Here is a 14,314-nt window from a genome sequence, read left to right as displayed (position 1 = left end):
GCGTGCCCGGGGCGTCCGCCGGCCGGTCAGATCTCGATCAGTACGGTGAACGGGCCGTGATTGGTGAGCGAGACCCGCATGCTCGCCCCGAACCGGCCCGTCTGCACCGTCGCCCCCAGTGCCCGCAGCTGCGCCACCACCTCGTCCACCAGCGGCTCGGCCACCGGCCCCGGCGCCGCTGCGTTCCAGGTGGGGCGGCGGCCCTTCCGGGCGTCCCCGTAGAGAGTGAACTGCGAAATCACCAGCAAGGGCGCATTCACGTCCGAGCAGGACTTCTCCCCCTCCAGGATCCGCAGCGACCAGAGCTTGCGGGCGAGCTGCGCCGCCTTCTCCGCGGTGTCCTCGTGGGTGACTCCCACCAGCACACACAGGCCTTCGCCGATGATCTCGCCGACCGTCTCGGAGCCGGACTCCTCCGTCACGTCGACGCTCGCGCCGTCGACCCTCTGCACCACTGCACGCATACAGACCAACCTATCTGGGGCTGAACGGGTGCAGAGCGCCTGCGTCGGACGGTTCGGGAGTGGCACGATGCCATGAGGCGGTGCATCCCCCCGGCCCTTCCGGGCCTGCGGAGACCCCATGCACCGGTCGAGGGGACGGACATACGCACATGAGCACATCTGGCGCCGGGCAGACGGCAGGTCCCGTTTCGATTCCCGCATTCCCACCGGCGGCGGCCCGTGCCGCCCGCCCGCCCCAGCAGCGCACCGCGGACGCCCTGCCGGAGCCGCCGCAGTACGACCTTCCCGCCTTGCGCCTGCCCGAGCTGCGCGTGCTGCGCCGTGACGCCCAGCGCGACGAGGCGGACCTCAGCTACGTACGGCGGCTGCTCCAGGGCCGGATCGACATCCTGCGGGCGGAGCTCGCGCGGCGTACGGACCCGGAGACCCCGGTCTTGGACCGGCTGTCGGAGATCCTCGCCGACACCCCGTCCCGGCACCGCTCCTCCGCCCGCCATGTCACGCTCTCGACGCCGCACGGCGAGGAGTACCGGCGGCTCGCCGCCGACATGCTCTCCGATGTGGAGCTCTCCGACCTCGACGCCCGGACGGACGAAGAGCTGCACGCGGGAATGGGACAGCTGATCCGCTATGAACAGCAGGTGTCGCGCCGCCGACAGCTGCTGCAGCGCACCGCGGACGATTGCAGTGCCGAGATCGCCCGCAGGTACCGTGAGGGCGAAGCGCAAGTAGACGACCTGCTCACCTGAGGCGACCCTGCCGGGAGCGGGTTCCCGCCCCGGAAGGCCGACGATGAGCTCCACCCCCGCCAGCACCGCCATACCGCCGGTCCTCGCCGAAGTCGTACGTTCCGGCTTTGTCGAGGGCCATCACCGCGGGTCTCTCGTCGTCCTCGCGGCCGACGGCAGCGTGGAGTTCGCGCTCGGTGACCCGGCGACCCCCGTCTTCCCGCGCTCCAGCAACAAGCCGATGCAGGCCGCGGCCGTCCTGCGGGCCGGGCTCGACCTCTCCGGGGAGCGGCTGGCGCTGGCGGCCGCGAGTCACTCAGGAGAAAGCTTTCACCTCGACCTCGTACGGAAGATGCTCGCCGAGCACGGCCTGACCGCGGACGAGCTCCAGACGCCGCCCGACCTGCCGCTGGACCCCGCCGAGGCCGAGACGTACCTCGCCACCGGACACGTGCGCGACCGGGTCACCATGAACTGCTCCGGAAAGCACGCCGCGATGCTCGCCGCCTGCGCCCGGGCCGGCTGGGACCGTACGACCTACCTCGACCCGGCGCATCCGCTCCAGCAGTTGGTGCACGAGGTCGTCGAGGACGCCTCCGGCGAGCAGGTGGGTGCGGTGGGCACCGACGGCTGTGGAGCGCCGCTGATGGCGATCAGCCTCACCGGGCTCGCCCGGTCCTTCCGCTCGTTCGTGCTCGCCGGCGCCGGCACGGCCGAACGACGGGTCGCCGACGCGATGCGCGCGCACCCGGAGTACGTGGCGGGCACCCGCAGGGCCGACACCTGGCTGATGCAGGAGGTGCCGGGCGCGCTGTCCAAGATGGGCGCCGAGGCCGTGCAGGCGGTGGCGCTGGACGACGGCCGAGCGCTGGCCTTCAAGGTCGACGACGGCGGGAGCCGCGCGCTCGGGCCCGTGCTGGCCAGGGCGCTGCGCCTGATGGGCGTGGACGCGCCGGTGGTGGCGAGGATCGGCCGGATGCCGCTGCTCGGCGGCGGGGCCGAGGTCGGGGAAATTCGCGCGACTTTCTGACGGCCGCGTGCTTAGCGTGGGTGGATGACCGTCGACACCCGCATCGCGACCGAGTCCGAATACCCCGACTGGCTGCGCGCGTTGGCCACCGGCTTTCTGCGCCCGCCCGCGATCACCGACGAGGAGATCGCGTTGCGCCGTGCGCACACGGATCTCAGCCGGGTGCGGGGTTCCTTCGACAACGGCCGCTGTGTCGCGACGTACCGCACCTTCGAGCAGCAGCTGACCGTGCCCGGCGGCGGCACGGTGGCCGCGAACGCCGTCTCCAACGTCACCGTCAGCCCCACCCACCGACGCCGCGGGCTGCTCAGCCGGATGATGACCGCGGACCTGGCGGAGGCCAAGGAACGCGGTGACGTGGTGTCGACGCTGATCGCCGCGGAGTACCCGATCTACGGCCGGTACGGCTTCGGGCCCGCCGCCTGGCTCACCGAGTGGTCCGTCGACGTCCCGCGCACGGGTATCGACCCGCGCTGGTCGGGTCCGTCCGACGGCGGCCGGATCGATCTGGTGGACGGCACCGACGTGCGCAAGCTCGGTCCGGAACTGCATCAGCGCCTCGCGGCGGTGCAGCCGGGCTTCGTGAGCCGCGACGAGCGCTGGTGGCAGCTCCACACGGGCCAGGCCCTGCCGCCGGGCGACCCGTGGACGGAGCCGTTCTACGCCACGTACCGCGCGGCGTCCGGCGAGATCGAGGGCCTGCTCTCCTACCGCGCGGACGACCACTGGGGAGACGCCAAGCAGCCGCTGAACACGGCGTCGGTGCGCGAACTGCTGGCGCTCACCCCGGCCGCGGAGCGCGCGCTGTGGCACTTCGTCTGCTCGGTCGACTGGATCACCACGGTGAAGTCGGGCAGCCGCGCCCCGGACGATCTGCTCCCTCTGCTCCTCCCGGACCCGAGGGCGGCGCGGATCCTGACGCATGCCGACTTCCTGTGGGTGCGGATCCTGGACGTCGTACGGGCGCTGGAGGCGCGTACGTACGAGGGCTCGGGGACTTTGGTGCTGGAACTCCACGACCGGATGGGCCTGGCGGGCGGCCGCTTCCGCCTGGACGCGTCCCCGGAAGGCGCGACCTGCGCCCCGTCGGCGGACGCCCCGGATCTGACCCTGGACATCGCGGAGTTGGGGACGCTGTACCTGGGTGACGAGTCGGCGGTACGGCTGACGGCGCTCGGCCGGGTGGAGAAGAACACGGCGGGAGCGGCGCGGGTGGCGGACGGAGTGTTCCGTACGTCGAGGCGCGCGTGGTGCCCGGATGTCTTCTGAGGTCTGCGGCAGCTGGGCCGCTCGCGCGGTGATGGATGGGCGGGGGCGCTCGGTCGTGCGCTGGTGGTGCCTCGGCGTGTTGTGCCTGTCAGTTGCCGGCGCTGATGGCGGGGGTGACGAGGAGAATGCCGCCGATGCCGGCGCAGGTGGCGTTCTCGGCCTTGACTCCGATGGTCAGCAGAGCGAGCCCTACGGCGGCCACGAAGCCGTACCGCAGCTGCACGTACTGCTCAAGAAAAAGGGCGATCAGGGGCACGGCGATCCCTCCTCGGGCTGGGGAGTGGAACGGCAGAGGTGCGGAGTCGTCCGCACGCGGCACCCGTACGACGGTGGACGGGGGCGGGGTCGCGCGATCTTCGAGTTGCGGAAAGTTGGTCAAGTTGGTTACCAACTTCACTTGAGTTGTCCCCACTTGGCCGCAAGATGAAAACAAGTTGCGGGTAACTCCCGTTAGATGGACTTAAGTTGTAACGTTCTGTCGTGACCCACGAGCACAGTGCACTCAATGGCACCAAGCCCTCGCACCGCGAAGTGGCCGACATCCTGACCGAGCGCATCCGGGTCGGCCGACTCAGGGCCGGCGAGCGCATGCCCACGCAGGAGACCCTGGCCGACGAATTCGGCGTGGAGCGTCGAGTGATCCGGCAGGCGCTCGAACTGCTGCGGGAGGCAGGTCTGCTCACCGCCGGCGTCCGGGGCGCCCCGGCACGCATTGCGCTGCCGCGCGAGGCGGACCCTTCGGCGGAGCCGCAGCAGACCGCGGCCGGGCTGCGACCGCGCGTGATGGAGGCGTTCCAGGCCCCGCACGTGACCATCGACGCGATCTGTCTCACCGCCGAGTCGCTGAATCTGGCGCTCGCCGACCCGTTGCAGCTGATGCGCTCGGGTCAGGTCACCCCGGAGAGCGTGACCGTCCGGCTGCTGCTGCCCTCGCGCGATCTGGACATCGCCTTTCCCCGGGCCGCGGAGGACGCGGCGGACGAGAGGAAGGTCCACGAGCACTGGCTGTCGCTGCGCAACAGCCACGGCCGGGTCCTGCGCTCCGGCCTCCGGGCGCTGCGTACGACGCGGGGCATCGACGTCGACGTCACTCTGCGGGCGCTGCCTTTCACCCCGCCCGTGAAGCTCTATCTGCTGAACGGCTCCGAGGCGCTGTTCGCGTACTACACCGTGAAGAAGCGCGAGGAGCAGATCGATGACACCCCCACCGTGATCTACGACGCCCTGGGGAGCGACTCGTGGCTGTTCGCCTTCGACCGCGACGGCGAGGCGCGGGACGAAGCCTTCGTGATCCAGTCGCAGGCTTGGTTCGACGGCCTGTGGGGCACGCTCGCCTCGGACATCACCCTCGCCGGCTGAGCTGCTCGGAGGCCCTTGAGGTTCGCGCCGGGGGCCGGGAGGGTGGAGAGGCGCACGGGATCCGGTACCAACGTCACTGCTCTCCCTGTTCATTGGGGGCAAGATGGGGTGCGAAGACACCAGCCGACTCTCTGCCCGAACGGACGGATCGACGAGAGGTACCCGCACGTGACCGGTCCGCTCGACCTCCTTTCGGCCGCCAAGTGCGTGCTCTTCGACTTCGACGGCCCGGTGTGCCGGCTCTTCTCCGGCCATCCGGCTGCGGACGTGGCTGCCGCGATGCGTGCCCTGAGCCGGCACCGGTTCGGTTACGACGTGCCGGTGCCCGCCGCCTCCGCCGACGACCCGCACGCCGTACTGGGCGTCGCAGGCCGGGAGCGTCCCGGCAGTGAGCTGGTCCTGGAACTCGAGCGGCTGCTCACCGAAGAGGAGCTGCGGGCCACGTCGACGGCTGAGCCGACCGTCGGCGCGGGGCGCCTGATGGAGCTGCTGAGCGCAGGAGGCGTACGACTCGCCATCACCACCAACAACTCGCCGCGGGCAGCGTCGCAGTATCTCGAAGACCACGGCCTTTCGGTGTACTTCGACGGGCATGTCCACGGACGCACCGCGGATCCTGCCCTGCTCAAGCCGAATCCGCACTGTCTGCGCCGGGCGCTGGAGACCACGGGGTTCACGGCGGAGAAGTCGCTGATGATCGGCGACTCGCCCGCGGATCGTGAAGCCGCCGGTGCGCTCGGGGTCCCCTTCCTCGGATACGTCCGGAACGACGAGAAGCTCCGGCGTCTGAAGGGCCGCGAGCCGCTGGTGTACATCGGCTCCTACGGTCCGTTGATCGAGGCGTTCGAGGCCCGTCACCGAGCGGAGTGACGGCAGTGCATGGCGCATGACTTCGTCCCTTCGGGAGCTCTGCCCGTGCGGCCGAAGGTACGCCCGCTCACTGCGGTCTCGGCAGCTCACAACGCCACCCGGCCTGTCTGCCAAGTGACCGTTCGGCATGTCTTGTTGACTGCTCATGGCGGACTGACGACGCATGGTGAACGACTGTTGTAGCTTTCTTGAATGGCTTTGACGGGGCGTGAGAGCGAGAAGCATGGCGTTCCCGGTCGGCACAAGTACCTGCGCATAGCCGAGGACCTCCGCGAGCAGATCACCGACAACAGGATCGAGCCGGGCGAACAGGTCCCCAAGCAGCGGGTGCTGGCGAAGCAGTACGAGGTCTCCTTGGTGACCGTCCAGCACGCCCTGAAGATCCTGCGGGCGTGGGGACTGATCGATGAGGGCGGGAAGGGGAGAGGCCCTCGCGTGGTGGCGGGCCACACGACTCCGCAGACCCTCGACGACTGGGTGGCCGAGGCGTTCGCCGCCGCCGACGTGTCCCTCGATGTCTGGTCCCTGACCACCGAGAATCTCAGCCAGATCGTGGCTCAGCAGGTGGTGAGGATCAGGGCGGGGAAGGCCCCGGTGCCCGAGTCGATCAGAGCGCGTGTGCTGCTGCCGAGTCTCGTGGTCGATCACGGCCTTCCGGAGTTGATCAGCGATCCGACGGACCAGCGCCCGTTGCGGAGACTGCGAGGAATCATCCGAACCTACGCGCGGCAGCTGGAGCACTCTCTGCTCTCCGTGGCGGAGTACCGGAGAGGCGCCAGTGTGCGGGTGGAGATCCGCTCGCTACCCACGCTCCCGCAGCAGAAGTACTACATCCTCAACAACTCGGTCGCGCTCACCAGTCTCTATGAGGTCCGCCGCAACGAGGTGCGCGAACACGGAGACAGCCCGCCCATGGCGATCCGTGACCTGATGAGCAGCTCGGAACCCTTCACGTGGAAGCCGACGGCGGGCGGCACAGGGCAGGACAGTGCCTACTTCCACAAAGTGCGCGAGCAGTTCGAGTCCTACTGGTCGAATGCCGAGGCCTCCATGGACTGGGGTGAGTGACTTCGGAGCAAACCTTCAACCACTGGGTCTGCTGGGGAGGTAACTTCCTCACTCAGTCCTGAACCGGGCGGAACGCTGAGGGCGCGCTACATGACAGTCGATGCGGCATCTGAAATCCGACGGCGAGCAGCCGCGCTGAGCAGCGACGGCCAGGATGTGGAAGGCCCTCTGGAGGGCTACCACCATGAGGCGTACGCCTTTCGTCTGCCGGTCGAGAACCCGCTGGCGGCCCACTCCCTCCGGGGCAAGTTGCGCGTGCCGCGCCCGGGACTGCTCTGGTTCGACCGGCGCTGCTTCGCCTCGGAGGACCGCTTGCTCATTGCGCTGCAGGGCCGGGTCTCGCGTATCCCGGAGAGCGCCGAGATCGCGGACGGTGTGTTCCTGCAAGGGTTCATCGAAGGCCGGACCCTGGGGGGCGGCGCCACTTCCCCGCGCTCCCTGGCGGCTCGGCATGTCACGCAACTCGGCCGGCTGTTCAGGGAATTGACGGCCATCAAGCCCGATGAATTGGACGACATACCGCGGGTCCCCACTCTGACGGGGTCTTCTTCGGTGGACGGTGACTCGGTGGACAGTGACTCGGCGGATGATGACTCGGCCGGATTTCTCCGAGGGCTCATCCGCTTCACCGAGCATGAGGTGTACCGACGCAATGCGGGAGTATTCGGAACGCTTCTCAGCACGCTGGGTGTTCGTGAACAGGCATGGGCGGAGCTGTCCGAGTCCGCCTCCGGTCTCGGACGACGCCCGTTCGTCCTCCTCCACGGCGATCTCCACCGCAAGAATCTGATCGTCGACCCCAGCGGCGACCTCTGGTTCATCGACTGGGAGCTCGCCATGATCGGGGATCCGCTGTACGACCTGGCGACCCACCTGCACCTGATGCACTACACGAAGAGGGAGGAGCAGCAGATCTGCGAAGTGTGGCGGGAAGCGGTCGAGTACGCGAAGCCCGGCTGCTCCGCACACATGGGACACGATCTTCCGGTCCTGATGGCATACAAGAGGGTGCAGTCAGTCATCACGGATGTCATCCGCACTGCCGAGGAGATCAGGGCGGCATCGGAAGCGGATGAGCAGGCTCTGCCGGATGCGGCCCGAAAGGTGAGGCGGGTGCTCGCGGCGGCACAGGAACAACTCGGGCTGACGAGTGTCCCCTCGCTGCACCGGGTGATGGCCGCCTATGCTGACTGGCTCGAGTCCTCACCGCGTCCGCATCCGGAACAGCACCCCTGACGCCCCCGTCGCCACCGCCATGATCCCCGCGCACCACGCCAGCGCCGTCCACGGCGTCGTGCCCACCGGCTCGGAGAGCAGCAGGCCGCGCAGGGACTCGATCAGCGGAGTCACCGGCTGGTGGTCCGCGAACGAGTGGAGCCAGCCCGGCATCGTGTCGATCGGGACGAACGCGCTGCTCGGGTAGGGCAGGAACGACATGAAGAAGGTGAAGCCGCCCGCCGCTTCCGGGCTTCTCGCCAGCAGGCCGACCGCCGCCGCGAGCCAGGAGATCGCGATCAGGAACGCGATCAGGATGCCGCCGGCCGCCAGCCAGGCCGCGGGGGAGGCCGAGGGGCGGAAGCCGACCAGCAGGGCGACCGCCAGGACCAGGGCCGTGGAGAGAAGGTTGCGCAGGGTGCTGGCGGCGACATGACCCGTCAGGATCGCCGTGCCGCCGACGTCCAGGGAGCGGAAGCGGTCGATGATGCCGCCCTTCATGTCCTCGCTCACCCCCACCGCGGTGGTCGACGCGCCGAAGGCCGCGCACAGGACGAGGATCCCGGGCACCACGTACGTCACGTACGCCGTCCCGGTGTCGATGGCTCCGCCGAAGAAGTAGATGAAGACCACCATCATCATCAGCGGCAGCATCATCGAGGTGATGACGGCGTCGACGTTGCGCCGGCTGAGGCGGATGCTGCGGCCGGACATCGTCATGGCGGCGGTCAGCGCGGGCGTCACCGTACGGCTCAGGGCGTCAGACATGGGCGGGCTCCTTGCCGGTCAGGGTGAGGAAGACGTCGTCGAGCGTGGCCTGGCGGACCGAGAAGCGGACGATGTCGCGCCGCTGCGGGTCGAGTTCGTCCAGCAGGGCGCGGACCTCCGCCGCCGTGCCGTCCGTCGGGAATCCGACGGTGAGGGTCTCGGGGGAGCGGTGCACGGAGCGGCCCGGTGCGTGGGTCTCGATCCGCAGATACGCCGCGGCGTCGGTGAGGACGAGGTCGAGGCGGTGGCCCGCGACCCTGGCCTTGAGTTCGTCGGCCGTGCCCTCGGCGACGAGCCTGCCGCCGTCGACGAGCGCGATACGGTCCGCGAGCCGGTCGGCCTCCTCCAGGTACTGCGTGGTCAGGAACACCGTCGCGCCCCCGGCGGACAGTTCGCGCACCACCTGCCACAACTCGGCGCGGCTGCGCGGGTCGAGGCCGGTCGTCGGCTCGTCGAGGAAGACCACTTCGGGCCGGCCGACGAGCCCGGCGGCGAGGTCGAGGCGGCGGCGCATCCCCCCGGAGTAGGTGACGGTACGGCGGCGGGCGGCGTCCGTGAGGCCGAACCGTTCGAGGAGTTCGGCGGCCCGCTGCGTGGCGGCCGGGCGGGACAGCCCGCTCAGACGGCCCATCATGCGGAGGTTCTCCTCGCCCGTCTGCTTCTCGTCGATCGCCGCGAACTGGCCGGTCAGGCTGATGGACCGGCGCACCTGCGTCCGCTCGCGGACGATGTCGTACCCGGCGACGCGCGCGTGTCCCGCGTCGGCGGTGGTGAGGGTGGCGAGGATACGGACGGCGGTGGTCTTGCCCGCGCCGTTCGGGCCGAGCAGCGCGAAGACGCTGCCCGCCTCGACCCGCAGATCGATGCCGTGGAGCACGCCGACCTTCCCGTACGCCTTGACGAGACCGGTGGCCTCGACGGCGGCTGACTGGTTCATGACGGGCTCCCCCTCTTATGCGTATGCCATACGCGATACTGTGTAAGGGTTACGCATTACTAGGATGTGCGTCAAGGCGGAACGGGGCAGCGAGGCGGAGAGCGATGACGGACACCAGCGGCGACAGCGGCGGTACCGGGCTGCCGGCCAGCATCGAGGCGGCATGGGGCCTGCGGGACCGCCCGGCGAAAGGGCCGAAACCCGGTCTCAGCCTCGAACGGATCGTCGCGGCCGCGGTCGCCCTCGCGGCGGCGGAGGGGCTCGGCGCCGTGTCGATGGGGCGGGTCGCCAAGGAGCTGGGCGTCTCGACGATGTCCCTGTACCGGTACGTCGCGGCCAAGGACGAGCTCTACATCCTGATGCAGGAGGCGGTCGTCGGCATGCCCCCCGAGCCGCCCGGCCCGGACGCGGACTGGCGGGAGGCGACGGCGGCCTGGGCGAGCGCGCAGCGCGAGGTCTTCCACCGCAATCTGTGGGCCCTGCGCATCCCCATCTCCGGCCCGCCGGCCACGCCCAACTCGGTTGCCTGGTGGGACCAGGGCCTCGCGGCGCTGGAGGGCACGGGCCTGGACGAGGGCGACAAGATCTCGGTGATCATGCTGGTCGGCGGCTTCGTGCGGAACGAGGCGCTGCTGATGGCGGATCTGGCGGCGGCGGTCGCCAGGAGCGGCGCCGGTCCGCAGGAGGCCATGCGCGGCTGGGCCAACACCGTGAAGCGACTGGCGGATCCGGCCCGCTATCCGTCGGTGGCGAAGCTGATGGAGTCCGCGGCGATGTTCGAGCCGGACGAGCCGGGGTCCGACTTCGCCTTCGGGCTGGAGACGATCCTGGACGGTGTGGAGGCCCTGATCCGCAGGCGGGGCGGAGCGGGCCCGTGCGCGGCGGGGTGATCGCCGCGGCCGCGCGGGACGGTGCGTAGGCTCGGGTCCATGAGCGGTGGGACGGGCCTGCGGGAGCGCAAGAAGCAGCAGACGTACCGCGCGATCTCGGACGCCGCGATCGCGCTCTTCCTGGAGAAGGGCTTCGAAGCGGTCTCCGTCGCCGAGATCGCCGCGGCGGCCGACGTCTCCAAGCCCACGCTCTTCCGCTACTTCCCCGCCAAGGAGGACCTGGCGCTCCACCGGTTCGCCGACCACGAGGACGAGGCGGCCCGCGTGGTGGCCGCACGGGAGCCGGGGGTCTCGGCGCTGGACGCCCTGCTGGAGCACTTCCTCGACGGCCTCGACCGCGGCGACCCCGTGACCGGGCTCAGCGACGTCCCGCAGGTGCTCGCCTTCCACCGGCTGCTGTACGGCACGCCCAGCCTGGTGGCCCGGCTCTACGCGTACCAGGCGCGGTCCGAGGAGGCGCTGGCGGCGGCGCTCGACGGCGGAGAACCGCGGGCGGGGGTCGCGGACGGTGTCGGCGCCCCGGTGGCCGCCAGGCTCGCCGCCGGGCAGATCATCGCCGTCATCCGCATCCTCGCCGAGGAGAACTGGCGCCGGATCGCCGCAGGTGAGAGCGCTGAGGACGTGCGTCCGTCCGCAGTGGATGCGGCGCGGCTGGCCTTCGCCCAGCTGCGCAACGGTCTCGGTCAGGTCGGTCAGGTCGGGCAGATCGGTCAGGCCGAGCAGACTGGGCGGCCGCCCGAATGAGTCTCGGTTAAAAATGTAACTCGGTTACGTTATTCTCGATGGAATGACGGCACCCGACGACGCACTCAGCCATGCCCTCACCCAGGAACGCACGTTCCACGACGCCTGCCGCGCAGCCCTGACCGGCATGGTCGACGGTGCGGCCCAGGACGTCGTCGACGGCGAGAACGCCTTCGCCTCGGGCGCCGACGCCGAAGTTCTGGGCTACGAACTGCGCAGCCGCGCCAAGGCGTTGAGCGAGGAGCCGGACAGCCCGCTCTTCTTCGGCCGCCTCGACTTCGGACCGGAGGCGACCGCCGGCGAACACCGCGGGCAGAGCTATCACATCGGCCGCCGCCGGATCACCGAACATCCCTCCGCGCCACCGCTCGTCGTCGACTGGCGCGCGCCCGTCTCCCGCGCCTTCTACCAGGCGGGCCCTCGCGATCCGCAAGGCGTCGCCGTGCGCCGCCGGTTCGGCTGGGCGCCCCTGAGCAAGGGCGACTCGGCGGATCTGACCGGTCTGGAGGACGAACGCCTCGCGCGGCCCTCCGGCCCCGCCACCGACGACCCCGCGCCCGGCCCCTCCCGTACCAGCCGTACGAGCGCCATCGTGGCCGACGAGATCGAGCGCCCCCGCGTCGGCCCCATGCGGGACATCGCCGCCACCATCCAGCCCGAGCAGGACGACCTCGTACGGTCCGGTCTCGCCGATTCGCTGTGCGTGCAGGGCGCTCCGGGCACCGGCAAGACCGCCGTCGGACTGCACCGGGCCGCCTATCTCCTCTACACCTTTCCGCAGCGCATCCGGCGTGGCGGGCTGCTGATCCTCGGGCCCAACCGCACCTTCCTCTCCTATATTTCGGCCGTCCTGCCCGCGCTCGGCGAGACCGGTGTCCGGCAGTCGACCGTGGACGACGAGATCGCCCGTCACGCGGTACGCGCGCAGGACAGCGCGGCCGCCGCGGCGGTCAAGCACGACGTCCGGATGGCCGAGGTGCTGCACCGGGCCCTGTACGCAAGGGTGTTGCCGCCCACGGGGCCGGTCGTCGTGCCCGACGGCTCGTACCGCTGGCGCGTCCCGCTCGCCGAACTGCAACGCATCGTCGACGAGGTGAGGGCCGAGGCACCGCCGTACGCCGTGGGACGGGAGCGCGTCCGTACCCGCGCCGTCCGCGCGATCCTGCTCCAGGCGGAGCGGCGCGCCGGGCCGATGGGAAACACCTGGGTGCAGCGGATCAGCCGTTCCCGCCCGGTGTCCGCCTTCGTCGACGCCGTCTGGCCGCGGACGCAGCCGGAGGAGGTCCTCACCGGTCTGCTGACCGACCCCGCGGATCCGCTCCTCACCGGCGCGGAGCAGGACGCGGTCAGGTGGGCCAGGCCGCCGCGCTCGTGCAGATCAGCGCGGTGGACCGCGGCCGATCTGGTGCTCCTCGACGAACTCGCCGGGCTGATCGAACGCCCGGAGGGCTACGGCCACATCGTCGTCGACGAGGCGCAGGACCTGTCGCCCATGCAGTGCCGGGCCGTCGCGCGGCGCATCGGGTTCGGATCGCTGACCGTGCTCGGCGACCTGGCCCAGGGCACCACACCGTGGTCGGCGCGCAGCTGGCCCGAGCAACTGGCCCATCTCGGCAAGGAGGACGCCGCCGTGGTCCCGCTGACGGAAGGGTTCCGTGTCCCGGCGGCGATCGTGGCCTTCGCGAACCGGCTGGTTCCCTCGCTCGGGGTCGATGTGCCGCCCGCACGTTCGCTGCGGGGCGACGGCGCCTTGACGGTCCGCGGGGTCAGCGACGTGGTGGCCGCGACGGTCACGGCCGTACGGGCGGCGTTGGAGCACGAGGGCTCGGTCGGAGTGATCGCGGACGAGCCGGACACCCACCGGCTGCGGGCCGCCCTCGCCGGGGAGGGCATCGCGATCGCGGCCGCGGGCGACCTCGCGGCGGACACCCGGGTCACCGTGCTGCCCGCGGCGGTGGCCAAGGGCCTGGAGTACGACCATGTCATCGTCGCCGAGCCCGCCGCCATCGCCGGGGCGGAGGCCCGCGGCCTGCACCGCCTGTATGTCGTCCTCACCCGGGCCGTGTCCCGGCTCGACGTCCTGCACGCCCGCCCGCTGCCGGGGGAACTCGGCCCATAGGGACCGGTGGCGCGGTCAGGCGCCGACCGTTCCGTCGATTCCCTCGCGGAGGAAGTCGGCGTGGCCGTTGTGCCGCGCGTACTCGTGGATCAGATGCAGCATCACCAGCCGCAGCGAGACGTCCTCGCCCCACCGCGGCTGGTAGCCGGTCACATCGAGGGACGCGGCCTCCTTCTCGATCCGGCGCGCGTGGTCGATCTCGGTCTGCCAGGCCGCGAACGCCTCCGCGCCGGTGGACCCGCTCGCGTCGTACGCCACCTGGTAGTCGCCCTCGTCCGACCAGACGAGCGGAATGTCCTCGCCGTTGATCACCCGGCGGAACCAGGTGCGTTCCACCTCCGCCATGTGCCGCACCAGCCCGAGCAGGGTGAGCGTCGACGGCGGCATCGACCGGCGGCGCAGCTCGTCGTCGGTGAGTCCCTCGGTCTTCAGGGCGAGGGTCGCCCGGTGGTAGTCGAGGTAGGCGCGCAGCGTCTCGCGCTCGTCCCCCCGCATGGGCGGGTCGATGCGGTCGTCGGTCACGGTGGGTCCTTTCGGGGAATCGGTGCCGAGGGCGCCGACCCGGCGGCGTGAACCGGACCATGGTGGCAGGGCGGGTGGCGGAGGGCACGGGGTTATCGGGACGGGGGGCCGGGCAGGCCGCACCCCGGGCGGCGGGTGGCCGGGGGAGCGGCCGAAATCGTACGGTCCGCGGTGTTTTCCGAGCGTGCACCGCCGGATCTCCCGCGACCTCTGGCAGGCTCGGAGTGCGAGTCGCCCGTCGCCGGGTAGACGGCCCCCAGGGCCGTACGGGTGTTGCGTGGAACACTATTGCAAGCAGTTGCTTGCAATAGTTAGCACGATTGTGCACCAT

At 70.6% G+C, this 14,314-nt stretch carries 15 protein-coding genes; 10 read left to right on the top strand and 5 right to left on the bottom strand.

Going from position 1 to position 14,314, the window contains the following annotated elements; all coding sequences use genetic code 11:
* Nucleotides 1-26: 26 nt before the first annotated feature.
* Complete coding sequence (dtd, locus tag ACQPWZ_RS16760) at nt 27-464, bottom strand: D-aminoacyl-tRNA deacylase (RefSeq protein WP_356706329.1); 438 nt, start codon at nt 462-464, stop codon at nt 27-29.
* Nucleotides 465-613: 149 nt separating this feature from the next.
* Between dtd and ACQPWZ_RS16755 the strand changes: the two genes are divergently transcribed.
* The 3 genes from ACQPWZ_RS16755 to ACQPWZ_RS16745 are packed head-to-tail and all read left to right on the top strand — an operon-like array spanning nt 614 to nt 3,491.
* Entirely contained in the window at nt 614-1,213 is a 600-nt protein-coding gene (locus ACQPWZ_RS16755) for an RsiG family protein (protein WP_433571745.1), read from the top strand.
* A 43-nt stretch (nt 1,214-1,256) separates the two neighbouring features.
* Nucleotides 1,257-2,222 (top strand): asparaginase, encoded by a 966-nt coding sequence (locus ACQPWZ_RS16750; protein ID WP_405570817.1) that lies wholly within the window; start codon nt 1,257-1,259, stop codon nt 2,220-2,222.
* Nucleotides 2,223-2,246: 24 nt separating this feature from the next.
* Complete coding sequence (locus ACQPWZ_RS16745; RefSeq protein ID WP_433571744.1) at nt 2,247-3,491, top strand: GNAT family N-acetyltransferase; 1,245 nt, start codon at nt 2,247-2,249, stop codon at nt 3,489-3,491.
* An 88-nt stretch (nt 3,492-3,579) separates the two neighbouring features.
* On the opposite strand, the gene ACQPWZ_RS16740 is transcribed toward ACQPWZ_RS16745, so the two are convergent.
* On the bottom strand, nt 3,580-3,747 hold the full coding sequence (locus ACQPWZ_RS16740; RefSeq protein WP_356706326.1) for a hypothetical protein: 168 nt from the start codon (nt 3,745-3,747) through the stop codon (nt 3,580-3,582).
* A 224-nt stretch (nt 3,748-3,971) separates the two neighbouring features.
* Between ACQPWZ_RS16740 and ACQPWZ_RS16735 the strand changes: the two genes are divergently transcribed.
* From ACQPWZ_RS16735 to ACQPWZ_RS16720, 4 genes are all read left to right on the top strand, one after another.
* Complete coding sequence (locus tag ACQPWZ_RS16735) at nt 3,972-4,850, top strand: winged helix-turn-helix domain-containing protein (protein WP_356706325.1); 879 nt, start codon at nt 3,972-3,974, stop codon at nt 4,848-4,850.
* A 168-nt stretch (nt 4,851-5,018) separates the two neighbouring features.
* The gene (locus ACQPWZ_RS16730; protein WP_433571743.1) at nt 5,019-5,720 is read left to right on the top strand and encodes an HAD family hydrolase; all 702 of its coding nucleotides are present in this window, start codon (nt 5,019-5,021) and stop codon (nt 5,718-5,720) included.
* Between the two features lie 192 nt (nt 5,721-5,912).
* A complete protein-coding gene (locus ACQPWZ_RS16725) occupies nt 5,913-6,788 on the top strand; it encodes a GntR family transcriptional regulator (protein ID WP_405570808.1) in 876 nt (291 codons plus the stop codon).
* Nucleotides 6,789-6,878: 90 nt separating this feature from the next.
* Nucleotides 6,879-8,024 (top strand): phosphotransferase, encoded by a 1,146-nt coding sequence (locus ACQPWZ_RS16720; protein WP_433571742.1) that lies wholly within the window; start codon nt 6,879-6,881, stop codon nt 8,022-8,024.
* On the opposite strand, the gene ACQPWZ_RS16715 is transcribed toward ACQPWZ_RS16720, so the two are convergent.
* Together ACQPWZ_RS16715 and ACQPWZ_RS16710 are read right to left on the bottom strand one after the other, a co-directional pair.
* Nucleotides 7,992-8,771: an ABC transporter permease gene (locus tag ACQPWZ_RS16715; RefSeq protein WP_356706321.1), complete on the bottom strand. Its 780-nt coding sequence runs from the start codon at nt 8,769-8,771 to the stop codon at nt 7,992-7,994. The genes ACQPWZ_RS16720 and ACQPWZ_RS16715 overlap by 33 nt on opposite strands.
* Nucleotides 8,764-9,708: an ATP-binding cassette domain-containing protein gene (locus ACQPWZ_RS16710; protein WP_340473865.1), complete on the bottom strand. Its 945-nt coding sequence runs from the start codon at nt 9,706-9,708 to the stop codon at nt 8,764-8,766. The genes ACQPWZ_RS16715 and ACQPWZ_RS16710 overlap by 8 nt, the downstream gene beginning before the upstream one ends.
* A gap of 104 nt (nt 9,709-9,812) precedes the next feature.
* Between ACQPWZ_RS16710 and ACQPWZ_RS16705 the strand changes: the two genes are divergently transcribed.
* From ACQPWZ_RS16705 to ACQPWZ_RS16695, 3 genes are read left to right on the top strand one after another with little or no spacing between them, the layout of a single operon-like run.
* Entirely contained in the window at nt 9,813-10,598 is a 786-nt protein-coding gene (locus ACQPWZ_RS16705; protein ID WP_433571741.1) for a TetR/AcrR family transcriptional regulator, read from the top strand.
* Between the two features lie 39 nt (nt 10,599-10,637).
* Nucleotides 10,638-11,342, top strand: a complete 705-nt coding sequence (locus ACQPWZ_RS16700) for a TetR/AcrR family transcriptional regulator (RefSeq protein ID WP_433571740.1) — start codon at nt 10,638-10,640, stop codon at nt 11,340-11,342.
* 43 nt (nt 11,343-11,385) lie between these two features.
* On the top strand, nt 11,386-13,461 hold the full coding sequence (locus tag ACQPWZ_RS16695) for a HelD family protein (RefSeq protein ID WP_433571739.1): 2,076 nt from the start codon (nt 11,386-11,388) through the stop codon (nt 13,459-13,461).
* A gap of 15 nt (nt 13,462-13,476) precedes the next feature.
* Here ACQPWZ_RS16695 and ACQPWZ_RS16690 read toward each other — a convergent pair whose 3' ends face one another.
* Complete coding sequence (locus ACQPWZ_RS16690; RefSeq protein WP_433571738.1) at nt 13,477-13,983, bottom strand: DinB family protein; 507 nt, start codon at nt 13,981-13,983, stop codon at nt 13,477-13,479.
* Between the last annotated feature and the right edge of the window lie 331 nt (nt 13,984-14,314).

Source organism: Streptomyces sp. CA-251247, from assembly GCF_050952975.1.
GTDB classification, from domain to species: domain Bacteria; phylum Actinomycetota; class Actinomycetes; order Streptomycetales; family Streptomycetaceae; genus Streptomyces; species Streptomyces achmelvichensis.
Note: the sequence above shows the minus strand (reverse complement) of the source record. Positions and strands in the feature narration are given on the sequence as shown.